Here is a 26,666-nt window from a genome sequence, read left to right as displayed (position 1 = left end):
TGGTATAATACGAATCAAATAGGGATACAACTTCATAAGAGCTGAAAGACTCCAAGTTATCATATTTCTCCTTAAAAAAGAATATGAAAGTTTGGAGGTTTTGTTATGTCTAAAAACAATTTAGATACAGATGTTCTCAAAGTTGCCATGTATCTTAGATTATCACAAGATGATGAAAAATATGATAAAGGCTTTAAGGTGGAAAGCAACAGCATTTCCAACCAAAGACTTCAGATTAATGACTTCATTGATAAAAATGAGGATATGGAGCTGATAGAAGAATATGTCGATGACGGATATTCAGGGATAAACTTTGAAAGACCGGCATTTAAGAAAATGATGGAAGATGTCATCACAGGGAGAATTAACTGCATTGTTGTAAAAGACTTATCCAGATTTGGCAGAGATTATATTGATAGCGGAAGATACCTGCAAAGAGTGTTTCCCTCTCTTGATATAAGATTTATTGCCCTAAATGATAATTATGACAGCTATACAGCCAGTGAAACGGAAAAGAACTTGGTCATTCCGTTTAAAAGCTTCATCAATGACAATTATTGTAGGGATACTTCCGCAAAGGTCAGAAGTGTCTGCAAGGTAAAGAGAAAACAGGGACAGTTTATATCAAACTATGCTCCTTACGGCTATGAAAAAGATAAGGAAGATAAGCACAAAATAGTAATTGATAAAGAAGCGGAATATGTGGTGCGTAAAATCTTCTCAATGAAGCTTGAGGGGTACAGCTCCTACTCTATTGCCAAACACTTAAACGATAATGGAATCCCATCACCGATGGAGCATAAAAAGGCAAAGGGAATAAGGTATAAGACAGGCTTTAGCACAAAGGCGGTTGCCAAATGGGATACGCCGGCAGTTAATCGTATTTTAACCAATGAAATCTATATCGGAACACTGCAACAGGGAAAACGGGAAAAGATAAACTATAAGCTGGATAAGGTGGTTTCCAAGGATAGAAGCGATTGGATTGAAATCGAGGACAATCATGAAGCTATTATTGATATTTATGACTTTGAAATTGCCCAAAAACTTTTGAAATGTGATATAAAGGCAAAAAATGTTGGGGAGAAAGCGGATTTGTTTTCAGGGCTTTTATTTTGCAAGGACTGTAATGCTCAGATGACGAAGAAAGTTGATAAGAGAGGGAAAACTCCCACTGTCTACTATATCTGCTCCCAATACAACAAAGGAAAACAGTGCAGCAGGCACTCAATCAAACAGGAGGATTTAAAAGTAAGCGTACTTGAGATGATTCGCCATTACATCAACTCTCTTGGAAAGTATGAAAGCATTTCGGAAAAAGTAAGGGACATGGAAGTATCCTATGAGCTTTTTAAGAAAATAGATAAAAGACAGGAATATACCAAGAAAAGCAAGGCAAAGTTTGAACTTTTAAAATCGGCTCTGTATCAGGACTTAAAAGAAGGAATCATTTCTGAAGAAGAATTTTACGATATGAGAGAGTTTTATACAAACCGTATCGTAGAAAGCGAACTGATTTTAGAAAAGCAGAATAAAGAAATTTCAAGACTCTATCAAAAGAGTTTGGGAAACAAAAACTTCCTGTCAGATATTAAAAAGTACAGGAATATAAGCACCTTAGAAAGAGGGCTTCTTGTAAGACTTGTCGATAAAATCTATGTTTTGGAAGAAAAAAGGATAGAAATCCATTTTAACTATGATGAAACTACAGATATACTGGATATGTTAAGCGACTACACAAAGCAATCCTCCGAGCTGATGAAGGAGGTGGTGTAGATGGCAAGGACAGCGAACAGGCGGGCAAAAGCGGAAGAAGCTCTGTTAAGCAAAGAAAGCGGAAACAGTTTTCAAACAGCGATTTACACAAGAATATCAAGAGATAAAAAAGAAAAGCCGAGTGATTCCATTGAAAATCAAATTGCTCTTTGTGAAAGTTATATAAAGAAAAATGATGGTCATAATTTGGTTGGAATATATAAAGACATCGCAAAGACAGGGACAGAATTTGAAAGACCTGACTTTGAAAAACTTATGAGAGAAGTAAGGACGGGAAAAGTCAACTGCATTATTGTAAAAGACCTATCCCGCTTTGGAAGAAATTATACGGAGCTTGGAAACTTCATTGAAAAGATATTTCCGTTTCTTGGAGTAAGATTTATTGCGGTTAATGACAATCTGGATACCTTTCACATGGAAGATCCCAATAAATCTCTTGAGGTAATCTTGAAGAATATTGTAAATGAAACTTATGCAAAAGACATTTCAAAGAAAATATCAACTTCCCATCAGATTAGAATTAAGCAGGGTGGATTTATTTGTGGTGCAGCTCCTTATGGCTATACAGCAAGAAAAGATGAAGATGGAGTAAGACGGTTATATGTTGACGAAAATACAGCTTCCATCGTAAAAGAAATCTTTGATGCGTATTTGAAGGGATTTAGTACACTTGATATTTCAAAGTTACTGCTTGAAAAGAAAGTATATATAGCAACTGATTATAGGAAGTTTGGAAAAGCTAAAGCTGATGAAAATGAACTTATAAGAGCTTGGATTCCAACAACAATATTACAAGTGCTTAAAAATCGTGTATATACAGGAACACTCATTCAAGGCAGAAATCAAAAGCATTTATTTGAAGGCAAAAAGAGAGAAAGGCTTGACGAAGAACATTGGACAATAACAGAAGATGCCCATGAAGCAATTATCTCGCTTGATACATTTGAAAAGGTACAGGAGAAAATTTCCTCAAAATCTAATTCCATTAAAAATAGCAGAAAAGAAAATAAGAATGCTAAGGATGATACAGTATTTAGAGGAAAACTCTATTGTGGGATTTGTAAGAGAAAAATGAGCGTACACAGGCAAAAAAGCGGTAAGAAAACTGTATTTTATTTTAGCTGTAATCGGTTCAGAGAATTTACAACAGAAAAATGCGGAACATCTATTACAGAGGCTACTCTTGAAAAAACTGTTAAAGCAGCCTTTGAAGCTATTCTTTTTAATAACAGTAAAAGTTATAAGGCTTATCTGAATGCTTATGACAATCTTAGAATAGAGATGGATAAGAAAAAGGAAAAAGAAATAACTGAAATTGAAAGAAAAATTTTAGGCTTTAGCAGACTTCAAAGTGAGTATTATGAAAAATATGTTTTGGGCAAGTGGAGTAAAGAAGATTTTGAAAGGGAAAAAGGACTTCTGGGTAAAAAGAAAGCAGAACTCGAAAGTCTAAAAGAAAGACAAGTTGCTATCTTTGAAAAAGAAGTATTTGAACTTGAAGAAAGGCATAAGTACCTTACAGCACTTTTTAAAGGTAAAACAAAGAAATGGGATAAAGACTTTGTAGATAGCATCATTGATAAGATCTTTATAGGGAAAGATAACACAATAGAAATCAAATTTAATTTTGAAGAAACTCCTGTGATTACTGAAAAACTCGGTAGAAAGACAAGGAGGAGCTGATATGAATACAGTAGATTTTTATTTAAGACTTTCCTTAGAAGATGACGATTTAAAAGACGAAAGTAACAGCATTACTTCCCAAAGAGAAATCTTAAAGGACTATATCAGTTCAAGAGAAGAATTTACCGGAGTGAAGATAAGAGAACATATTGATGATGGCTATACCGGAACAAATTTTAATCGTCCTGCATTTCAAAAGATGATAGGTCTTGTGAAGAAAAATGAGATAAGAACTATTCTTGTAAAGGATTTATCACGATTTGCAAGAGATTATATTGAATCCGGAGCATATATTGAGCAGATATTCCCTTTTATGCAGGTTCGTTTCATCTCTGTGAATGACAATTATGACAGTAATAACAATGAGAATGGAATCAGCAGTTTAGAAATTCCTTTTAAGAATCTTGTCTACGACTACTATTCCAAGGACATTTCACAAAAAATCAGTTCATCAGTAAGAGTAAGACAGGATAGAGGGTATTATTTCGGTTCAAAAGCACCGTATGGGTATGTAAAAGATGAAAAAGACCATCATCAGCTACTTGTCGATGATAGAGTGAGAAACATCATTGAAGAAGTCTTTGAAAGATACCTTAGTGGTGAAAGTATGCTTTCCATTTCTAAAGATTTTAATCATAGAGGTGTTCTGACGCCGGCAAAACATATAGGGCTTAAAAGAGGAAGTGGAGTATGGACAGGACAGATTATCAGATATGTTTTAACACAAAGAGTTTATACAGGAGCGGTTGTTGGTGGAAAGACAAGGGTACAGGAAGTTGGTTCTGATAATAGAAAATGGGTTGATAGCAAAGACTGGATAATTAGAGAAGATATGCACGAAGCTATTATCTCTAAAGAAGATTTTGGTAAGGTTCAGGATATGCTAAACAGCAATGCAAAACTAATCAGTAGAGAGCGGAAGCATTTTCATATTCTTCAAGACAAAGTCTATTGTGGTAAGTGCTATCATAAAATGACTTATACAGTTAATTATGGAAAAACAGATGGATATTGCTGTCCCTATCGGTACAAAGCAAAAGACTGTGGCTGCATGAAAGGAAAGATAAAAGCAGAAATACTGGAAGATATTGTTTCAGAAGAGATTAAACTTTATACAGAGAGCTTTCTTGAAAAAGAACAGACAAGAAAGATTGAGCATAAAGTTATGGAAAGCATTTGTGAAAGTCTGCTTGACAGGAAGAAAAGACTGGAAGCGGAAAAGCAAAAGATTCAGGTTTCCAAAATGCAGCTTTATGAAAAGCATAAACAGGACGAAATAGATAAGGAAGCATATTTATCAAAGAAAGAAGATTTAAGCAGAAAACTTAAAAATACAGAACAGGAAATAGCCATCATTACGGACAAGATAAAAGAAAATACATCTTCAGGACATAACCTTAATGTTGATAGACTAAGAGAAGCGGTTGCAAAAGGAGAGCTTGTTTTAGACTGGATCAACGAAGTCATAGACAGGATTTATGTTTATGATAAAGACAAGATGGAGATTATTTGGAAATTTGAGAAAGGGAATGGAAAAGATGGATAAAAAAGACGAAATTATGCTTGTAAATCAGGAATCCCTTGCAGAAAAAATTTATATTATCAGGGGGCAGAAAGTCATGCTTGACTTTGAACTGGCAGAAATTTATGGGTATGAAACAAAAAGATTTAATGAACAGGTCAAAAATAACATTGAGAAATTTGACGATGATTTCAGGTTTCAACTCACAAAAGAGGAATGGGAAAATTTGAGGTCGAAAATTTCGACCTCAAAATCGGAAACAGGTTCAGGAGGCAGAAGATACTTACCTTATGTTTTTAGTGAAGCCGGAATCTATATGCTGATGACGGTTCTTAAAGGGGAGCTTGCTGTCAAGCAGAGTAAAGCCTTAATACGCACTTTCAAGCAGATGAAAGACTACATTGTAGAAAACCAAGGCTTGATTGGACAAAGAGAATTTTTACAGCTTTCCATGCAGATAACAAGCAATGTTGTGGAAATGCAGGGTTTAAGACGAGATTTAATGAATGTGGAAGATAAGGTGGCAGGGTTGGTGGACAATTTAGGTAATGTTGTGCATAAATCTGAACTGTCCGAGTTAATTCTTGATCTTAGCAATCCTCAGCTAAAATATGGATTTTTGCTTTTAAACGGAGAGCCGATAGAAGCGAATCTTGCGTATAAGGATATTTACAGCATAGCAAAAAAGAGCATTTATATCGTTGATAACTATATCGGAGTTAAGACACTTGTACTGTTAAAGGATATACCCTCATCGGTAGAAATAACTATATTCAGCGACAATGTTGGTAAAGGACTTCATACCCTTGAATACCAAGATTTTTGCAAAGAATATCCGTTTAGAAAGATAAAGTTTCAAAAATCCGGTGGAGAGTTCCATGACAGGTATATTATCATAGATTGGAATACAGATAAGCAGAGGATATACCACTGTGGAGCATCTTCCAAAGATGCAGGGCAAAGAATCACAACTATATCGGAAGTAGTTGACCAAGTAGTATATGCAGACCTGATAAACAAGCTCTTGAAAAATCCAATTTTAAAGTTAAAATAGAGTAAAAAAAGTTGATTGGAAATTTGAAAAAATATGTATCCAATACTTGACACAAGGGTGGAATGTAAATTGAATACAGATTAAAGTCAAAAGAAAGTCTGACAAGACTATAAAATAACCATATTGGAATGTAAATGGAACTCAACCAGGTACACAGCCTGGCACTTCTTCTTACTATAAAATAACCATACTGGAATGTAAATAAACTAAGATAAAACAAATAATAAGCGAGAGCCGCCAGACTATAAAATAACCATATTGGAATGTAAATAAGTTTTCTTCTTTTGTAAATTTAAGTTCTTTTCCGACTATAAAATAACCATACTGGAATGTAAATCGATTTATCTCTACTGAGCAAAGAAAAAAGATATATACTATAAAATAAGCATATTGGAATGGTCAAAGTATTTAAATTCTATAAAAAATTCAGAATATGAATTATAATAAATTCTTAAATATTCCAAAATATAATAAAATTATTTTGTATAGATTTGTAAAACTATAATAATGTACTGATACAGGCAAAAATTTTGAAGAACAGAAAATTTAAATTATTGAATTCACTTTTATATATTTATTTGTTATAATACTTTCAAAATAAAATTTGTTTAATACTAAGTTTCACTTATTATATAGAATTGATAAAGATGTTATTTTAATTAATTTTAAAAATCAGCAAATTCTTAATAAATTTAAACTATGTCTTTGAGATTATACTAACACCTAATTAAAAGAACATATATTTATATTTTGATAAGCTAATGAACTTTATTGTTAACTATTATTTTATATGTCTTTTTAAACAGATTTTGTAATTTAAAGAGAATTATAAAATATTAATTTTACCTTTTTATCACTTTTATTTTATTGATAATATACTTTAATATTTATAAAACGAATCATACTCAATATAATGTTTTGACTTTATGGTTTTATAAAAGGAGTTGTTTGATTATATGTGTAATTTTATTGATGATATTAAAGAGAACTATTTAAAAATGGAAAGAGAGTTGGTAACTCAACTAAATTATAATGTCAATAACCATGATTTAACAGCCGGCTCTTATCGCGAAGAGATTTGGGCAGGTTTTTTCAGACGTATTGTTCCGAAAAAGTTTAATATAACACGTTCTGTCTTTATAATTGATTCTAAAAGAAAGGTTTCAAAGGAAGTAGATATTGCAATATATGACGAACAATATACGCCGTATATATTTAATTATGGTTTAATAAAATTTATACCTGTTGAGGCGGTAGCGGCTGTAATACAGTGTAAGAGTAGAAAATTAGATCCAAACGTTTTAAATGAGTGGACAAAGTCAATTGATGATTTACAAACTTCAAATGATTCCATTGTTCGTTTGGCTACGTATGTTCACATAGGAAAAGAAGAAGGGAGAGCTATACAGACAGCAACCAAGCCTATTAAGATACTATGCTACATACCTAAAAAAATATCAAATAAAAGTCAAAACAAATCTAAAACAAAGCAAGAAAATGGAAAGAATGGATTTGATATACTAATTGAAGCATACCAAAATAATGACAATAAAGAATCAAAAGATAACAACAATAAATATTTATATGATGGGAATCTAAAAATTACTTTTACAGATAATAATTTACTTGAAGTACTACTAAAATACAATCAAGCTGATAAGAATTATAATAGAGAAAATAATGATAATGAAGAAAAGACCTCAGAAAGATTAAAAGAAAGAGAAATAATGAAGTATAAAATAGTTGATGAAACAAAGGAATATACATTACTTTCATTTATTTTTCAATTCAACCAAATGCTTATGATGATAAACAATCCTATGTTTTTCCCACACATGGCATATGTTAAAATGTTTAATAAAAATGGAGGGGATGGTAAATGAGCAATATAGTGGTAATTGCAGTTGAAAAGGTTCAAAGATATATTTTTCAGACAATCGATCAAAATCAAGCTGACGAAAAAACACTTAAAAATATTATTTCCGCATCAAACGATGTAGCAAGAAGTATTTTAGCAAAAATTGAGAAAACATTTAATCTTGATACTACACAAATGGGAAACGGAGATATAATCCTTTGGATTTCCGGAAAGGTAATCTTTCAAAGTGCATTGCCAAAAGATGAAGTTCAAATCAGACTAAAAAAACTTTATAAAACTATTTATGAAAAATATCAGGGAAATATCTTTTTAAGCTATACAGTTTTCCCTTCAAGAAATATGGACAATATGGATATACTAAAAGAGGCGGAACGTCAGATTAAAAGCAGTCAAACTAAGGCAAAGGTGATAAAAGATAATTATGAATTACTGTTTAACTTTAAAGAAACGGAAAGTAAAAAACAAACTATAAAAACTGAAAGCGAAGAAGATGAAGAACAAGTTTTTTTGACAAATATGGATGATTTAGTCGTATTGGATGAAAAACATGAGACAGACAGCAGTGACGGTAAGATAGCTATTGTCAAAGCGGATATTAATAATCTTGGAATGATTATGAAAGGGATAAATGATTACGATAATTATTTAAAAATAAGCAAGTTATTATCAGACAAAATTTCTGTACAACACTTTAGAGAATTGATTGGAAGAAATGATAGTTTAAAAGGTAAAATTCTACCATTTTATGTAGCCGGTGATGATATTTTCTATGCAGTGCGTATCGACTCTTTATTTGACTCAATCAGAGTTTTAAATATATTGATTAAAGAAATTAATCAAGAGATGAAAGAGGAAGGTATTGGCAATACTATGGAGTTATCCGTCGCAGTCGGTGTTGTTTTTGTCAATAATCATCAGCCTGTTCGTTACTATAGGCAAATGGTCGAAAAAGAGTTGTCAAAGGCTAAGAAAGACATGAAGACTAAAAAGTCATTCAATTCAACTGTCGGCATATGTATGGCGGATAATCGTTTTTATATCTATAAAGAAGGATTCGGCTCCGGAGAAAGTGACGGGTTTAGTCGCTTTTGCATTGAACTTAAAGAAATGCAAAAATTAATGGAAGAGAAAATATTTACAAGAACATCATTGCATAATCTGCTGATAAATTTAGAAATAGAAAAAGATAAGGATAAGCAGATATTATATGCCTTATATTTCTTAATGCCAAATCTTCGGACCAGGGATATTGGCAATATAGAAGAAAATAAAGAACTGTATTTTAAGTATTATTTCTTATCTAATTTGGTAGAAGAAAAAAGAGACAATCAAGATAAAACTGAAAGATACTTTGTACCTGAGAATATTGATAGTATCTTAATTCCAAAGTTAAAACTGATATTGTTATTGTTAAAAAAACAGTATTATAATAAATCAGAGGAATTTAACTATAGATATATTATCTCGACAGATAATAAATCTTTTACAGATCAAAAAAGAAGAATACGCTCAGTTATGTTTCATAAACCTATAAACTACTTGTTAAATAGAATGCAAAAATACGATTCTATAGAAAATTTATTCATAAAGAAAAGTTTTAAAAATAATAAACAACTATATATATCAGCTCGATTTGAACCTGCTATATTTTACAGGGCAAAGAGATTGATGGAACTTGGAAAAGAAGACCAAGTTTTAAATATGTTTATAAATTACAATAACAGTTTTAATAATATAGACACCGAGCAAAAAGAAAATGTCCATACGATGTCTTTTGATGAAGTAAAGTTCAGGAAAAAATTTTTGAAAGAAAAAGACACAATGTGGCTTGACAGACTCATTCTCCTATATAAATACAATGAACAGAGAATTATGTTAAAAACAGGAGAAAAGAAGATTAACAGTTAAGAAAATAAAAAATAATTTATGGAGTTGCTTGTATTAGAATTTCGGATAAATTTAATATTTAATTTTACTTTAGTTACATTTGCTTTAGTCCAAAGAATTAATATCGAAAAAAAGGATATTAACAATTTTAATTAAATTTTAGTATTATACTAAAAACCTTTTAAATTATCAAATAAATATTTTGATTATGAAAGTTATACAGTTTAAAAGCAAATCACAATATCAAATATTTTACGTGGCTTTTTAAACGGAGATTAGTATTAACACCAAAAATAATATTGAACAATGGAGAGATATTATGCTTATAATAAATATCAGATTTACAACCGTATCAAGTTGTTTGGTAGGAAACCAAACAGAAAGTTTTTCTGTAGGTGGAGTTGACCAGTCTACAACGATAGATGAAAACGGAAGACCTATTATACACGGCTCTACTTTTAAAGGTGCTTTGCGTAATATTTTAAGAGAAGAAAGCCTAATGAAGAACACTGAAAATTATGTAAAGTCGCTGATAGAGAAAGTATTGGAAAAATATGAAGGCATTGGAAAAACAGATAAAATTAATAAAATGATTAAAAGTCTTAAAGAAAAAGCTTATAATCCTAAAGCCGAATATATATTCGGAATGGAAGGTGTTAACAATATGCCCAGACTTTTCTGTTCTGATTTTAGAGTGTTGGAATGTGAAGATAAGAGAAATGATGATTATTTTTTGATAGAAACAAAAAATAATTTGGAAGAAAAAAATGGAGATTTAATAAGTAACCCGAGAACTTACAAGGTCATCAAACCCGGGGTGGTATTTGAAGGAGTGCTTAGATTTTATAATCCGTTTTTTGAAGATAGTGATGAAGAATTGAAAAAAGTAAAATGTGAGTTGGAAAATGCCATTAGAAAATTTGACACAGGATTATACAGGATAGGAAACTCCAAGTCAAGAGGATATGGACAGATAAGAGTAGATTTTGGCGATGGCATAGGAGCAGGTGAATGTGATGATAAGATATGAAATAAAACTCAAAAAAATAGGCGAAATGACTACTCTGCCTGATTCTCAAAGACTCTTCGGTTTTCTTATTAATAATTCCAAGAAGTATTGCTCCGAGGATGAGATTAGCGATTTTGTAAAAGGAGTAAGAGATTATAAAGAAAAATGTATGATTTCAAGCATACTTCCTACAGGATATTATCCAACACCTAAAGAGTTTATTATACAAAATTTACAAAAAAGATTGGTTAAAAATAACGAAGAAATAAAATTATTGGAAGAAAAACAAAAACAAATAAAAAAAGAAAGTGACTCCTTAATTCGAGACACAATCAACAAAAAAAAGAAAGAAAAAAGCAAAAAAAATTTGAAATCAGAAATAGAAGACTTAAAAACAGACTATAACAATATTAGTTACGCAATAAATAACTTATCTACCAAACGCATTTATGAAACTATTAAATCTATGGATTTTATTGATCAAAATCAGCTAAAGAATATGTTACAACTTGGTGAAGTGGATGAAAAACTTGAAGTCGAAGATTTTAAAGATTTCGAATATATAAATAAAAATCAAAATTTCATACAAAAGTTTCGCTTGGAAAATCAGATTAAACAACTTCCCGGAATGCCGAATGTAGCGTATTCACTCCCTATTCTTTCCTTTAAAAATAAGGCAGGTGATATTCAAAAAGATTTCAGTTTTTTTGTAAGGGTATCAAAAGATAGTTGTATTTCAAAAGCTTTGGAAGGCATAAAAAAAATTCTTAAAGAAAATAAAATAATTCCATGTTTTTTAGGCGGAAAAGGGAGCTCAGGGTATAACGAGTATAATATCTTCGCGATTGAAAACTTAGATGACAGTGAAGAAGAGAAGTCAACGATTGGTAAAAGATACTTAAACTTAGGTGTGCTATTGCCGAATCTTGATAATGTTGATATGGAAAATTCAGTTGTTGATATATATACATCTGACAGGAAACCTTTTGAAATAGAAAATGAAGTATCTAAGGTAATCAGCTTTGTAACTGCCGGCAGTGTTATTAAAGTAAATAATTGTGAAATAGAGGCATATACAGTTGGAAAAAGTATAGATAACAGTAAATACAATCCCATGTATAAGAAAAATGCCATTATTTTTGGCAATTCTTATCTTTTGAAATTGGAGGTAGATGATGAAGCTTAAATTTAAGACTATTTCTCCCATAATTTTATCTTCAAGAACAGAGAAAGCCTTGTATAAAGATGTAGACTTTAAAGAAGTTACATTAGATAAGATGAGTTTTGAAGATATAGATGTGCAAAATATTAAAATCATCTATCCTTTTTATGGTTATGAAAGTAGAGATTTATTGCCTGAGAAAAATTTTTCGACTGCAAAAGAATACTATATTCCAGCATCTTCATTAAAGGGAGCATTATTAGGAAATAAAAAAAGTGATGAAGAGAATAGTCTAAGAAGAAAAATATTATTCCAAGATGTCAAAATTAACTATTCTCATATAAAATTAAGAAATATATATAAATTTCAATATCTATATCAAGAAGACAAAGAAGAAATTCAAAATCAAGGAAATCAAGCTAAAAATGCGAATCAAGCAAATAAATATAAAACTCCAAAATATGATGTATTTTTTCCGAGTGTAGCAATAGAGATGATGAAAATCGGAAATGAATTTGAATGTGAAATATTACTAAAAGAACCGATAACATCAGAAGAATTCTTTAAAAAAAAGTTGGATGAAAATTTTAATATTACTCAAAATAAACTGAAAAATTATGTTAAAGAAATAGAAAATAGAATGCAAGAAATTAAGTCATGGATAAAGAAAAAAGAATTAGAAAAACCCGAAGATAATGATGAAAATTATATAGAAAAGCTACAGACAATTGAAAATAATATTAACGAACTGCTTAATAGTAATAAGAAAATGATTTTTTTAGGCGGATATAAGGGAATTTTGGCTAGTTTATCTAAATTTGATGAAAATACTAAAGTTCAAAACAGTTTTTATATAGATAACGAAACATTGTTGCCATATGGATTAATAGAAATAAATTAATACTAAAACTTATTTCAATAACAGTCTAAAACTAAAATATATAAAATGTATCTGAATGTATTTGATTAAAAAGTACTTATCTAATCAAATACATTCAATTCATCATTTTTATTATATACCTATTTAATTAGATAATAGTATTGGTATAAATTTTTATTAATATTTTTTGAAATTTATTGTAATTATTTTGATTTTATGGTATTGTAAAGGGTGTATTTTTATAATATTTATATCTATTATGTGCATCCATAGCTCAGTTGGATAGAGCTGCAGTTTCCTAAACTGTGAGTCGGAGGTTCGAGTCCTCTTGGGTGCACCATTTTTATTTTATACTTAAACTATTCGATGGAGTTTGCGTCCTCTTGGGTGCACCATTTTTATTTTATACTTATATCTGTCTAATTAACGGATACATTTATATAAGTTATTTATTTTAAATCTAATAAATTCATAGAGACAGAAACATCTATTATCCCTATTAACTTTTAGGATTAAAACTATTTGATGAAATTTACATCCTCATGGATGCACTAAAATAAAAAAGGGGGTGTTGCAAAAATGATAAAACTATAGCAACAGCCCTTTTTTTGTATACTTTTTCTCACTAATACTAAAAACCAATAAAAACATTGAATTATTTAGTAAATAGATTATGCGACACCATAAATTTATTAACAAAAAATATTGTAAAAAGGAGAATAAATTATCTCTACTATTAAATTGGCTATTAGTATAAGATTTTGCTTACAACATTATTACTTTTTAAATACTACATATTAAAATTTCATAGAACAAAGGTAGTACATATGTATAAAGTCTATAAACAAGTAAAAACATTTTTAGAAAACCCGGAGAGATTAGAGGAGTTTTGGTACTCTAATGAGACAATTTGGATTGATTGGAGAGAATATGACGAGGACATCATCAGCTATTTTAATGAAATGATGGAAGAAAAGTTGGAAATTCAACTAATTAACAATAATCAAACCTTATGGCAATGATATTTTTCTTATAAAAGGACAGGTGCAATCTAAAATTCAGTACGAAGAAGAAATGGATAGAGATACTACGATAAAATATCTGAACGATTTTATTAAACCCCAATATGAAATCAGGTGGTTTATAGAGAGTCTCGGCAATGATACTCTATGCTTTGTATCGCTGAAATCTGATGAATGGGAAATGCTCGAAGAAGAATTCGGAAAAGCGAAACTAAACCGCTATTTTACTCCGATTGACTTTGAAAGCAAAATGTTCGACCTAAATATAGACGAAGTATATTCTTTATTGGAGCTTAGGAGTAAAAATGAAAATCTTGACTTCTCCATACTTGCTGACTGGATTAAAATACTAACAAAAGAAAAAGAATTGAAAGTTCAAAAAAATAATGATAAGATTGATTTGAAAAATTACTTATACTAAAATCTTATATAATAATGGAAAAACATAATAATTAATTTTTAAAATAAACTGTTTATATTAATGGTATATAATTATATAAGTTATCCATAATTTTATTAGAAAATAGTATTAGAATCAATAAATATGATAAAAAAACTAAAATCTGAGTTCATAAGAGCTTAGATTTTTAATTTGATAGTTGAAAACCTATATCAGTGTTTAAATATTTTTTAAGTTTTTACTTTCAATAATATGAAAAATATCATGCTTTTGTTTATATTTTAGTATTTTGGGCAATATTTTAATAAAGTTCTAATTTTTTTAATAAATTATCTGTTTTCAATAAAGTCAAATTAATTCGAGATTATGTTTTTTCAAATCTCCAATATGATAAATCAGGAGGATTGCATGACTCTACAACAATTGAAATATGTGATTACCATAGCTAAATATAACTCTATGAATAAAGCTGCAAAGGAACTGTTCGTTTCCCAGCCTAATATGTCCGAAACTGTGAAAGCTCTTGAAGAAGAGCTTGGCATAAAGATATTCAATAGAAGCAACAGGGGTATAATCGTTACTCCTGAAGGGGAAGAGTTTTTGTCATATGCAAGACAGGTTATAGATCAGTATTCTTTGCTTGAGCTTAGATATGTTGACAAAAAATTCAAAAAAAAATTCAGTGTATCAATGCAACACTATACTTTTGCTGTGAAGGCATTTGTAGAGCTTGTAAAACACTATGATATGGAAGACTATGAATTTGCAGTGAGAGAGACAAAAACGTATGAAGTTATAGAGGATGTAAGCATAGGTAGAAGCGAGATAGGCGTTATATTTATGAATGACTTCAACAAGGATATATTAAGTAAAATACTCGTTCAAAACAAACTTGTTTTCAACAGATTATTTGATTGCAAAATATACGCTTATGTATGGAATAAACATCCATTAGCAAGTAAAAGTATTATAAAAATGGAAGATTTACAGGATTTTCCTTGCCTTGTATTCGATCAGGGAAAAAACAGCTCATTTTACTTATCAGAAGAAGTTCTCAGCACATACAATTATAAAAGAAAAGTAATGGCAAATGACAGAGCAACTCTTTTAAATTTGATGATAGGTATATACGGTTTTACTCTATGTAGCGGTATAATTTGTGAAGATTTCAATGGCAACCAATATACAGCCGTACCTATAGATGTAGATGATAATATGAGTATAGGCTATATTTCAAGAAAAGGCATGCCTTTGTCAGATTTAGGCAAGAAATATGTTCAAGAATTGGCAAAATTTAAAAAAGATGTTATAAAATAATACTAATAAAAATATACTTACTTAAAATTATTTTAAGAAGTATATTTTTTTATTTAATTCGTTAAAAACTATTGAATTTTATTGACTCCCATATATCTAACCAACATTTGTGGCACTGTTACACTACCATCAGCATTTTGATAATTTTCCAATATAGCTGCAACTGTTCTTCCTACAGCCAAGCCTGAGCCGTTTAAAGTATGAACATATTCAGGTTTTGAGCTCTTATCTCTTTTGAATTTTATATTTGCTCTTCTTGCTTGGAAATCTTCAAAGTTTGAGCAAGATGATATTTCAACATATTTGTTGTAGCTCGGCATCCACACTTCTATATCGTATTTAAACGCTGCTGTAAATCCTAAATCTCCTGAGCATATTTTCACTACTCTATATGGAATTTGAAGTAATCTTAATATTTCTTCTGCATCGCTTGTAAGCTTTTCCAACTCTTGATAGGAGTCTTCCGGTTTTGTGAATTTTACAAGCTCAACTTTGTTGAACTGATGTTGTCTTATAAGACCTCTCGTATCTCTACCTGCTGAACCAGCTTCAGCTCTGAAACAAGGAGTGTATGCACAGTATTTGATTGTAAGATCGTCTGCTGACAGTATTTCATCTCTGTGAATGTTAGTTACAGGCACTTCTGCTGTAGGTACCAAGAAATATTCTAAACCTTGTAACTTGAACATATCTTCTTCAAATTTAGGTAACTGTCCCGTTCCTGTAAAGCTGTTTCTGTTTGCCATAAATGGCGGCATAACTTCTGTATATCCATGTTTTTCTGTATGTGTATCCAAGAAAAATGCTATTAAAGCTCTCTCTAATCTTGCCCCTAAACCTTTATATAATGTAAATCTCGCTCCTGTTATCTTTCCTGCTCTTTCGAAGTCCAATATATCAAGGTTTGTACCTATATCCCAGTGAGCTTTAGGTTCAAATGCAAAGCTTGGCGGTGCCATAAATTTCCTCACTTCTACATTATCCTCATCTGTATCGCCTACAGGCACGTCTTTATTCGGAACATTAGGTATGTTGAGCATTTTTACATATAATTCATCTTCTACAGATTTAACTTGCTCATCTAATTGTTTTATCTTCTCTGATAAGGTTTTAAGCTCATTCATAAGCTCATCTACATTTTTACCTTCTTTTTTATACTGAGGTATTTGTTTTGATTTTGTGTTTTGCTCATTTTTCAATTGCTCTACTTCTTGGATAAGCTCTATTCTTCTATCGTCTAATCCTATTACTTCATCTAATGAAAAATCTCTTTCTCCTCTTTTTTCCATCAGCTTTAATATTTCTTCTTTGTCTTTTTTTATTCTTTTTATATCTAACATTTCACAGTTTGTATGATGAGCTCATACTCTCCTTTCTTTATATAAATGATTGTATTCATCAATGCTCATTATAAAAATATGTAAACTCTATCTGTATTAGAAACATATTTGCATTTAAACTTTTTGTGCATATGTTTTTATTCGGTAATTATAAGGAAAATTGCTTATGCTATAATTATTACCGCTGATTTCTATATAATACACCTTTAACCGTTAAATTGCAATAGAAAATGTATAATTATACTCTATTTTTATATTATAAAAATACCACAGCAAAGTATAACTTCACTATGGTATTTTAAAATTAATAAATAGTCTTAGAATATATTATTTTAGCCTACAGAATATAAATTCATTTTGCTAAAATATTTTTACTGTAAATATTTCAATCCAAGATTACATCATTTTCATTATCATTCCGCCATATTGTAAGAATATAGGCGCAAATACCAATGATACTATTGTCATCAATTTTATCAATATATTTATTGAAGGACCTGATGTATCTTTGAAAGGATCCCCTACTGTGTCTCCAACTACTGCCGCTTTATGTGCATCTGAGCCTTTTCCGCCATGAGCGCCTGATTCTATATATTTTTTAGCATTATCCCAAGCACCGCCTGAGTTTGACATCATTATAGCCATCAAAACACCACTTACAAGTGCGCCTGACAACATTCCTCCAAGTGCCTCAGTTCCAAGCAACAATCCTATTACTAACGGTGAAACTACTGCTATTACTCCCGGCAATACCATTTGTTTTAATGCAGCTGAAGTTGATATTTCAACGCATCTTGCATAATCAGGCTTTTGAGTACCTGCCATTATTCCGGGATTGTTTCTGAATTGTGAACGAACTTCTTCTATCATCTCAAATGCAGCTTTTCCTACTGATTCCATTGTAAGCGCTGAGAATAAGAATGGTAACATACCACCTATCAACATACCTGCGATTACTGCCGGTTGTGTAAGCGATATAACTTCCAATTTTGTAGCTGCTGTATATGAAGCAAATAATGACAATGCTGTAAGTGCTGCTGAACCTATTGCAAAGCCTTTACCCATAGCTGCTGTGGTGTTACCTACTGAATCCAACTTATCTGTTATTGCTCTTACTTCTTTAGGTAGTTCGCACATCTCTGCTATACCACCGGCATTATCTGCTATCGGTCCATATGCGTCAACTGCAACTGTCATGCCTGTAGTTGCAAGCATACCTACAGATGCAAGTGCTATTCCGTAAAGTCCTGCTACCATGTATGTTATAAGAATAGATATTGCTATTAAAAGAAGTGGCCACATTGTTGACATCATACCCACAGCAAGGCCTGATATTATTGTAGTTGCAGGTCCTGTTTCTGATTCGTGTGCAATTTTTTTAACACTTGCATATGAATCAGATGTATATACTTCTGTTAATTGTCCTATTATTGTTCCTACTACTATACCTATAACTACCGCTATAAATCCTGTATTGTTTCCTAATAATGAACTTGATAAGAAATATGCAGCTATTATAGTTACTACACCACTTACATAAGTTCCGTTTTTAAGCGCTTTACTTGGATCGTCAACTTTTGATGATTTTACTATCATTGAGCCTACTATTGACGCTACAACACCTGCTGCTGATATTAATAGAGGGAAATATACCCCGTTCATACCATATAACTCTCCTGATGGAGATGTAGCTATTACACCAAGTGCTATTGCTGATATTATTGAGCCTACATATGATTCAAAAAGGTCTGCTCCCATACCTGCAACGTCCCCAACGTTATCTCCAACGTTGTCAGCTATAACAGCCGGATTTCTCGGGTCATCTTCAGGTATTCCTGCCTCTACTTTACCCACAAGGTCTGCACCAACGTCAGCAGCTTTTGTATATATACCACCACCAACACGACCGAACAATGCCAATGAAGACGCTCCAAGTCCGAATCCTGTAAGTATTTCTGCTGTTTCAGAAGGATTTTTACCTGTTGTAACTATCGCTAAAAATAATGCACTTACTCCAAGCATTCCAAGTCCTACAACGCACATTCCCATAACAGCTCCGCCTGAGAATGCCACTGATAAAGCTCCTGACATTCCATGCTCTTTTGCAGCATTTGCAGTTCTAACATTAGCTTTTGTAGCAACTTTCATACCGAAAAATCCTGCAAGTGTAGAAAAAGACGCTCCTACTAAAAAGCATAGACCTGTTAAAATATTAATTCCGAATGATAATATTGCAAATAATACCACTATGAAAATTACAAGAGTTTTGTACTCTCTAATCAAAAATGCCATAGCGCCTTCGTGTATGAAAGACGATATTTCTTTCATTCTGTCATTTCCTACGCTTACCTTGTCAATAGAGCTTGATAGATATAAAGCAAAGACAAGAGCTATAAGTCCTGATGCTATAGCAATAACCAATAAATTGCTCATCAAAACACTCCTTAAAAATTAAATTTTGATAATCCGGCACTTAAAGCCGGAAATACATAAGTACACTCCTGCTTCAGAGCAGGACAACTCAAGCGAAGTTTAAAATCGTAAAAATAAGGCAATTTTAATTTTTCGCTTTATAAACAGCAATATTTAATGCATTGCTGTAAGTGCTAATGATATAATTATAAACAGTACAGCCATAACAGAAGTGACTTTTTTATAAAAATCATCAAGCCCTTTGGCCTTGTTGCCGGAAAGATTGTCGGACATCCCCGAAACTGCTCCTGAAAAACCTGCATCTCTACCTGATTGCAACATTATGCTGAATATTAAAACTACACTTATAATAAGCTCTATTACCATTAAAGCAGTCTTCAATAATTTCACCCCCTGCTAAAAATCATAAGACATTCATATCTTACTCAACTGAAAAACATACAGTATTTTTTGAGCTTTAAATTGTAAAATTACATTATATTCAAATATATTGATTTACAAGTTCAAAACATATCAAATATCTTAAAAATAAAAATCAGATGAATAAAATATGCCTAAAAACAGCACTCTTAATTTTATCATAAACAAATAGATTTTACAAACAAATTTTTAATTAATTTTTGACAGCTTCCGTATATAAAAAATTACCGTCTTTAAGTTCTATTCTCCAAAAAGGTATCAGTCTTATCTGTCTTGTATCTATATCCTGCCATCCCTGAGGTCTTGAATATCCTATTTCTATATTTTCTATTTCATCTCCAGGTTTCATCTGCGATATTACCTTTGAGACAGCCTCGGAGTTTGAAATTGTATCTATAGGCTTGCCGACTTTGTTTATATTTTTTGTTTTAACTATGCTTATATCTACATCGCTATCTCCTGAAAATATAAATTTTATATATCCCTGCTCAATAAACATATTATCATATAATTCTTCATAACAAAACATAGCCGTCTTATCTTCTTTATAGGTTTCTTTCAACTTATATTTTTTTTCATCAAAATTTTCTTTAATGAATTTTCTACAGTATTCAAGCATACGATCATAATCATTAGAGGATATATCGGATTTCAAATTTAACTCAATATACACATCGTCTATAATTTTGAGAATATTTATATACTTTGATGTCAACTTTTTTGTATTTTTATCTTTTATTGTGGAGTATTGCAATTCTATAGGAGACATCTTCCTTGTCTGTATATTCAAACTAACATTGTAAGTTATGTTCTTGCTTGAAAGAAGTTTAGACAAATTTATAAGGCTTTTTTTATCAAAATTATCATTTATATAATAATTGTTGAAATATATGCTTACCAGAAGAATAACATTGGTAATTACAAAAGCTATTATAAGATATGTCTTAGATTTTGACCATTCCATAATTCATTAAATCTCCTGTAAATGCGTTTATAATAAATATATATTCTCCTATGTTATATCTCCATGATGCTTCAAGATTATCATCGGTGTTCATGGCATAGATCAGTCTTATATCACGTATCCTTTCTATAATACGTTTCACATCTTGTATTCCCATAATCTCCTGTATATCTTCTATTTGCATATTAAGTGCTTTTGCAGGCTCCATAATCATCTTTTCATCACCTATGTATTCACCAGGATATCTTAAATAAAGCCTAGATGATATAACCGTATCTCCACTTACCTCTATATAGCCATCCGATACGTCATCCTGCATAAACACTTCTATATTGTCTTTTTGATGTCTTATATTAAATTTATATATTGTTCCTGTATTTCTGTCTATTTTTTCAACAGATGATATTACTATATAATTACGGTTCATACCTATCAAATTTAAAAACTCGAACATGGCATATGTTGATATCTTCAAGTCTGCCTGAATATTTTCCATTCCCTCTTTTTTATACTCGATAAAACCTTTGCTTGTTATTCTAAGTATTTCTTGACCATTATTATAACTGTAAAAATAATCTCCGTTTTTTTGTATCAAAGATGAAGTGAAATCAAACCTGTCTTTAAGTATATGTTCAGCTATATCCGTTATTTTTACTTCATCCAATATATTTCTTGTATCAGCCTCTTTCATTCGTATATCAAAAGTAAGTGGCAATAATATATTTTCGTTGTCATTGATGTTTTCAAACTTGGGATAATATCTTGTATAATTTTTTGAGAATAAATCATTTACAAGCTCAAAAGTGTTCTTATTTTCTGCTTTCAATTCATAAAAATCTTCGGTTGCCTTGATGTACACATACTGTGAATTTGGCAAAAAGCAGATTTCTTTTATATAACCTATATCGGATATTGCCGTCTTCTTTAAATTTATTATCTTTTCTATATAATCAGCGGGTATCCCGTCAAACAAGAGAGTTATATTCGGAAGTTTTTTTGCGTCTTTATACTCGCTTTCTTTTATATTTTTAAGAGAATTTTTTTGTGAGAGCGAATTTATCAGTTTTGTCTTTGCTTCGGAATAATAAAAGTTTTTATCTTTTATTATCTGTGTCATATCATATTGGTTAAGTCTTATTATGATATTTGAAGGAGTTATATTGTTGCTTTCGACTTCATATGAGACACCCATTTTTGATTCTGTATATGCCTTATGTCCTACTAAATTATATCTTATTATAACAAGTGCCATGGAACTTAAAAAAAGCATCCACAGCACCACGGTTTTTATCATTTCGACGTTCTTTTTCATAACAATTCCTTTAATTTACCGAATCTTTATATTCAAGTTGTCTTATGATTTTATTTAATTCCATATTCTTGTTGTAGTTTACAGTTTTGTTCACAGTATATTTCCTGTCTCCTCTTGTAACCGTTATAACTACTAAGTTTTCACCTTCTTTTAATTCTATTTCCTGTGCAAAAACTTTCAGAGCGTCTACATTTACAACATACGAGTTGTTCAGCTTTTTTATCACCGCTTCTTTTTCTTTATCTTTGTCTTTAGGTAGTGTTCTTTTTACAGAATATACTTCTATATCTATTTTATCTTTCTCTACTCCAATGCCTGTCAATACTATGTTCTCACCTGGCACAATAGCAGCTTCTTCTTTGGGATTCGTTATTTCAAAATCGGTTAATTTCACATTTTTTTTATCTTCGCCATTAGAAGCATCAGCAAATGTAGGAAGAACAAATGTCAATAAAAGCACTAAAAAAAGAAATTTCTTTTTCAACAGATTTCCTCCTTCTTTACAAAATATTATCTATAAAAATTCCTAATTTATTATATCATCTATTTAATATAAAATATATTTCTTTTTCTTTACAATTAAAATTTTTTCTTCTTATCTTTCATTTATTATCTAACAAAAATGGGTATGCTTTTTAGAAACACACAATTATTTAAACTTATTCACCTTTTATTCACAAGTTATCCACAGGTATTCTCACTATAAATTCGCTACCTTTTCCTTCTACTGATTTTACTTTAATTTCACCTTTATGTTCGGCAATTATACTATTGCATATAGAGAGCCCAAGTCCAGTTCCCCCAAGGCTTCTTGACCTTCCCTTGTCAACTCTGTAAAATCTGTCAAATATGAATGGGATGTCTTTTTGCGGAATCCCTATACCGTTATCTTTTACACTTATTTCACAATAGTTATCAACAAGCGATGTGGATAAGTGTATAACTCCGAATTCTTGCGTATATTTTATAGCATTCGATATCAGATTTATTATTACTTGTTCAAATTTACTCTTATCTACCGTTGCGATAACAGGTTTTAATGATGTTTTATCTATTATCTGCTGATTTTTTTTATCTGCATGAAGTTTCATTTTATTTATACAGTCTTTTACTATTGAGTTTATATCTGTTTTTGTCATATCCCAACTTTCTTTTTTATAATCTATATGGGATAATTGCAGTAAATCTTTTATTATCTTATTCATTCTGTCAGACTCATTTTTTATTACATTCAAGAAATCATAAGCGGTCTCTCTGTCATCAAGTGCTCCGTCCAACAATGTTTCCGAATAACTCTTAATTGAAGTTATCGGTGTTTTAAGTTCGTGAGAAACATTCGCAACGAATTCTCGTCTTAACTCTTCGAGCCTTCTCGCTTCCGTTATGTCCTGAAACACTACTATTATACCTGCCAAGGCTCCGTTTTCTTCTTTGAATACTGCTGATTGTGCCTTATAATACTTATCTTGAACCGTAAATATTATATCCTGTATATTGTTGTTGCTGTAATTCCTTATAAGTTTCGAAAAATTCAAATCATCTGTACATAGCTTTATAACTTCATCATAATTCTGTCCTATAAGTGACTTATATGTCCGGCTTAAACCTATCATATCTTCAAAATTGGCATTGCAATGTATTATTTTGCCGAAATTATCTATGGCTACAAGTCCGTTTTGCATATGATATATTATTGCATTGAGCTTGCTCTTTTCTGAAGAAAGTGCCTTTATTTTGTCCTCCAAATTATGCGAAAGATAATTAAATGTGTTGCCGAGCTGACCTATTTCATCATCTGACGTGACTTTAACTTTCCTTGAAAAATCTCCTCTTGATAATATCAAAGCCGACTGTGTCAATTTTTTTATAGGTGTAGTTATCGAGTTTGAAACAAAATATCCAAGTATTATTGTAATTAACAATGCTATCAATGTAGCTCTTATTATTATATTTGTTACATTCGAGAGCATATTATCAACATCGTCAAGACTTCTTCTTTCATAAAGAATATACCTTGCATTGCCGTCTTTATCTTTGTTTACAAACGCCATATGCTTTATGCTGTAAATATTGTTTGTATGTTTTACCTGTATATCTTTTTCCACAACATTTTCCGATATTGTGCTTAATATGACATTTCTGTCTAAGACATCCAAGGCATTTTTTGAATCATAAGTTGAATTTGTAGACGCCGATATTTCAAAAAAATTAGGCTCTATTATTGATATTTCATATACCTTTGATATGGGCATATCCGTGATGCTTCTTTGCAGTTCTTCTTTATGTTCCATAAAATCATCTTGTGTAAGTATAGTCATATTTTCTATGATATTTTTGTTTATATTTATCATGTCTCGCCTTACATTATCCATATTATAACGTTCAAACTCTCTGTTTATAAACACTCCCACTATCACCATAGCTATGAACACGAGCATGAAATATATCATTATCATCCTATATTTTAGGCTGTTTCTCAACATATCACCTCTTTTTAATTTATTTTATCATAACTTTTCACTTTAAATATTGATTATACCACTATACTATAATTTCAGATAAAAATCGACATAAATTTTTATTACAGTTTTCATTCGGTAAATTTTTCTTTTCCGTTGCTACAAAATATTTTTCAACATATTAAATAAAATATATTGAAAAAAATAGTATTTCGTTCTATAATTTTAAAGTATCAAATATTTTTTACATATTGAAAATTTGGATTTAATACTCTCAAAAACTGCTTAATGACCGATATTTATAAAAGGTATTATTCCATACGGTTTATTTAACATTTTTATATTTACTTTCAGACATACTTTATAATAAACTGTAAAGAAAGGAGAGATTGTCATAGATACTTATCTTAATTTTGATAATGAACTTGAGATATATAAAGACACATTTAATCTGACCGACCAGTTTATAGCGATATTGGATAACCAAATGTCAATAAAAGTAGCTAACAAAGCTATGCTTGATCTTATACATAATGAAGCCGTAAATATCTATGATACTCCTTATTGGGAACTTCCGTTATGGTCACATAGTACAGAACTTCAAAACAGAATAATGTTTTCCATTGAATCTATATATTTGGGTGAAGAAGTAAAATTTGAAGCCACTTACCCTGATATAAATGACAATATAAAAAATGTTGAAGTTACAATAAAACCGGTATATTCCCATAACGGTGATATAACAGCACTCGTTGCTATGGGATATGACACTACAAGTGCAAAAGAAGCCGAAAAAAAATTTTATAAGACACAACAACAACTGGCCACATTTTTTGAAATGGGTGTTGACGGTTTTTTAATAGGTACTCTAAAAAAACCAGTAAATATTTCTACTTTAGGTCTTGATGAGTCTTTCAACATTGCATATAACGAAGAAACTGTTGCAAATTATAATTCCGCTATCAATGATATACTTGAATTGAATGTGGAAAATTTACGCTTATCCTATTTATTTGAAAAAGATGATATTGATTTTGAAACTATAAAAAAATATTGGTTTTCTATGATTGCAAACGGATATGCCCGTTTTATGATAAAATTCCAATCAAAAAGATATCGTACGAAAAAATATGCGGAATTTACAATGGTTCCGGTAATAGAACAAAATATGTATTCAGGTTCTTATTCCACCGTAAAAGACATAACTCTTGATAAACAAAATGAAGAACGCCTATTTTTAATGGCAAATTTCGATTATTTGACAGGAGTCTGTAACAGACGTTATTTCATAGATTCTGTTAATGATATATTAAAGGATACTACAAATCCTATGTGTATGGTTATGTTCGACATAGATCACTTTAAATCTGTAAATGACAGATATGGGCACGATACAGGAGATACTGTTCTTCGCACTGTATCAAATACTATAAATACATTATTATCTGCTGACGGTTTATTTGCAAGAATGGGCGGGGAAGAGTTTGCCGCAATAATATATAAAGATTTGGACGAAAGTAAAAAAATCGTTGAAAAGATATTGTCAGCAATTAGAAAATTTGAAATAAAAATTGATGATGTAATCTTAAAAACAAGTATAAGTGCAGGTATAACAAAAATAAAACACGGCGAATCATTCGACAGCTTTTTAAAAAGAGCGGATTCGGCACTATATGACGCAAAAAGGAACGGTAGAGATAGATATTCTATACAATAGAGAAATATCTATCTCTTTTTGTCATACTATTCATATATCAGCACCAATATCTATTGCCTCTCTACATTATACTAAAACTTGTTTTACTAGTGAATATTATAAAACATAATAATTGTTTTTTTGATGATTATAAACTAAAAATATCTATATATTTTATCAGGTATTAATATTGATTTAACACTAATATTCGTTTAATTAGCGGATAAAAACATATACGCTTTTTTAATTTAAGTATATATTTTTTGATTAGCAATAAATTCTTAAAAACAGAAATATCCATTATTCTATTAACTTTTAGTATAATAAACGGATTTTTGTATCTGCATAAACACAAATGACTTATACAAAATAAAATTTGATTTTTTTTGATATTTTGTGTAAAATATAATGTATAGAAGTTTTGTATTCATACAATGTCTATACTTTACGA

Annotated in this window: 19 protein-coding genes and 1 tRNA gene; 13 read left to right on the top strand and 7 right to left on the bottom strand. The window is 30.6% G+C overall.

Translation table 11 applies throughout. The annotated features are described in order from the left end of the window. Window positions 1-105 precede the first annotated feature (105 nt). The 12 genes from HMPREF9629_RS06230 to HMPREF9629_RS06170 all read left to right on the top strand — a co-directional run bounded on the left by HMPREF9629_RS06230 (window position 106) and on the right by HMPREF9629_RS06170 (window position 15,591). The gene (locus tag HMPREF9629_RS06230; protein ID WP_009525525.1) at window positions 106-1,776 is read left to right on the top strand and encodes a recombinase family protein; all 1,671 of its coding nucleotides are present in this window, start codon (window positions 106-108) and stop codon (window positions 1,774-1,776) included. Then, window positions 1,777-3,459 carry a recombinase family protein gene (locus HMPREF9629_RS06225; RefSeq protein ID WP_009525524.1) on the top strand — a complete coding sequence of 561 codons (1,683 nt, stop codon included), beginning with the start codon at window positions 1,777-1,779 and terminating at the stop codon, window positions 3,457-3,459. Between the two features lies 1 nt (window position 3,460). Further along, window positions 3,461-5,005 carry a recombinase family protein gene (locus HMPREF9629_RS06220; protein WP_009525523.1) on the top strand — a complete coding sequence of 515 codons (1,545 nt, stop codon included), beginning with the start codon at window positions 3,461-3,463 and terminating at the stop codon, window positions 5,003-5,005. Continuing rightward, window positions 4,998-6,035 (top strand): ORF6N domain-containing protein, encoded by a 1,038-nt coding sequence (locus HMPREF9629_RS06215; RefSeq protein ID WP_195890999.1) that lies wholly within the window; start codon window positions 4,998-5,000, stop codon window positions 6,033-6,035. The genes HMPREF9629_RS06220 and HMPREF9629_RS06215 overlap by 8 nt, the downstream gene beginning before the upstream one ends. A 956-nt stretch (window positions 6,036-6,991) precedes the next feature. Beyond that, on the top strand, window positions 6,992-7,918 hold the full coding sequence (locus HMPREF9629_RS06210) for a DUF6602 domain-containing protein (protein WP_009525522.1): 927 nt from the start codon (window positions 6,992-6,994) through the stop codon (window positions 7,916-7,918). Then, window positions 7,915-9,822 carry a Cas10/Cmr2 second palm domain-containing protein gene (locus HMPREF9629_RS06205; RefSeq protein WP_009525521.1) on the top strand — a complete coding sequence of 636 codons (1,908 nt, stop codon included), beginning with the start codon at window positions 7,915-7,917 and terminating at the stop codon, window positions 9,820-9,822. Before HMPREF9629_RS06210 ends, HMPREF9629_RS06205 begins: the two co-directional genes overlap by 4 nt. Before the next feature lie 298 nt (window positions 9,823-10,120). Then, on the top strand, window positions 10,121-10,831 hold the full coding sequence (locus tag HMPREF9629_RS06200; RefSeq protein WP_009525520.1) for an RAMP superfamily CRISPR-associated protein: 711 nt from the start codon (window positions 10,121-10,123) through the stop codon (window positions 10,829-10,831). Further along, the gene (locus HMPREF9629_RS12200; protein WP_009525519.1) at window positions 10,818-11,996 is read left to right on the top strand and encodes a hypothetical protein; all 1,179 of its coding nucleotides are present in this window, start codon (window positions 10,818-10,820) and stop codon (window positions 11,994-11,996) included. Before HMPREF9629_RS06200 ends, HMPREF9629_RS12200 begins: the two co-directional genes overlap by 14 nt. Next, window positions 11,986-12,873 carry an RAMP superfamily CRISPR-associated protein gene (locus tag HMPREF9629_RS06190; RefSeq protein WP_009525518.1) on the top strand — a complete coding sequence of 296 codons (888 nt, stop codon included), beginning with the start codon at window positions 11,986-11,988 and terminating at the stop codon, window positions 12,871-12,873. The genes HMPREF9629_RS12200 and HMPREF9629_RS06190 overlap by 11 nt, the downstream gene beginning before the upstream one ends. A gap of 242 nt (window positions 12,874-13,115) precedes the next feature. Next, a tRNA-Arg gene (locus HMPREF9629_RS06185) sits at window positions 13,116-13,192 on the top strand. A 704-nt stretch (window positions 13,193-13,896) separates the two neighbouring features. Continuing rightward, complete coding sequence (locus tag HMPREF9629_RS06175) at window positions 13,897-14,295, top strand: hypothetical protein (RefSeq protein WP_242822018.1); 399 nt, start codon at window positions 13,897-13,899, stop codon at window positions 14,293-14,295. A gap of 387 nt (window positions 14,296-14,682) precedes the next feature. Further along, window positions 14,683-15,591 (top strand): LysR family transcriptional regulator, encoded by a 909-nt coding sequence (locus tag HMPREF9629_RS06170; RefSeq protein ID WP_009525515.1) that lies wholly within the window; start codon window positions 14,683-14,685, stop codon window positions 15,589-15,591. Between the two features lie 68 nt (window positions 15,592-15,659). Here the strand turns inward: HMPREF9629_RS06170 and serS are convergent, their stop codons facing one another. From serS to HMPREF9629_RS06130, 7 genes are all read right to left on the bottom strand, one after another. Beyond that, complete coding sequence (serS, locus tag HMPREF9629_RS06165; RefSeq protein ID WP_009525514.1) at window positions 15,660-16,931, bottom strand: serine--tRNA ligase; 1,272 nt, start codon at window positions 16,929-16,931, stop codon at window positions 15,660-15,662. 396 nt (window positions 16,932-17,327) lie between these two features. Then, window positions 17,328-19,364, bottom strand: coding sequence for a sodium-translocating pyrophosphatase (locus HMPREF9629_RS06160; protein ID WP_009525513.1), 2,037 nt, complete (start codon window positions 19,362-19,364; stop codon window positions 17,328-17,330). A gap of 153 nt (window positions 19,365-19,517) precedes the next feature. Further along, entirely contained in the window at window positions 19,518-19,745 is a 228-nt protein-coding gene (gene secG / locus HMPREF9629_RS06155; protein ID WP_009525512.1) for a preprotein translocase subunit SecG, read from the bottom strand. A 232-nt stretch (window positions 19,746-19,977) separates the two neighbouring features. Next, window positions 19,978-20,748, bottom strand: coding sequence for a hypothetical protein (locus tag HMPREF9629_RS06150; RefSeq protein ID WP_009525511.1), 771 nt, complete (start codon window positions 20,746-20,748; stop codon window positions 19,978-19,980). Next, on the bottom strand, window positions 20,729-22,060 hold the full coding sequence (locus HMPREF9629_RS06145) for a hypothetical protein (RefSeq protein WP_009525510.1): 1,332 nt from the start codon (window positions 22,058-22,060) through the stop codon (window positions 20,729-20,731). The genes HMPREF9629_RS06150 and HMPREF9629_RS06145 overlap by 20 nt, the downstream gene beginning before the upstream one ends. Before the next feature lie 10 nt (window positions 22,061-22,070). Then, entirely contained in the window at window positions 22,071-22,544 is a 474-nt protein-coding gene (locus HMPREF9629_RS06140; protein ID WP_009525509.1) for a hypothetical protein, read from the bottom strand. 190 nt (window positions 22,545-22,734) lie between these two features. Next, window positions 22,735-24,543, bottom strand: coding sequence for an ATP-binding protein (locus HMPREF9629_RS06130; RefSeq protein WP_040012688.1), 1,809 nt, complete (start codon window positions 24,541-24,543; stop codon window positions 22,735-22,737). A gap of 364 nt (window positions 24,544-24,907) precedes the next feature. Between HMPREF9629_RS06130 and HMPREF9629_RS06125 the strand changes: the two genes are divergently transcribed. Further along, a complete protein-coding gene (locus tag HMPREF9629_RS06125) occupies window positions 24,908-26,236 on the top strand; it encodes a sensor domain-containing diguanylate cyclase (RefSeq protein WP_081466041.1) in 1,329 nt (442 codons plus the stop codon). The last annotated feature ends 430 nt before the right edge of the window (window positions 26,237-26,666 follow it).

This window comes from Peptoanaerobacter stomatis (genome assembly GCF_000238115.1).
GTDB lineage: Bacteria > Bacillota > Clostridia > Peptostreptococcales > Filifactoraceae > Peptoanaerobacter > Peptoanaerobacter stomatis.
This window is presented reverse-complemented; position numbering and strand designations above follow the sequence as displayed.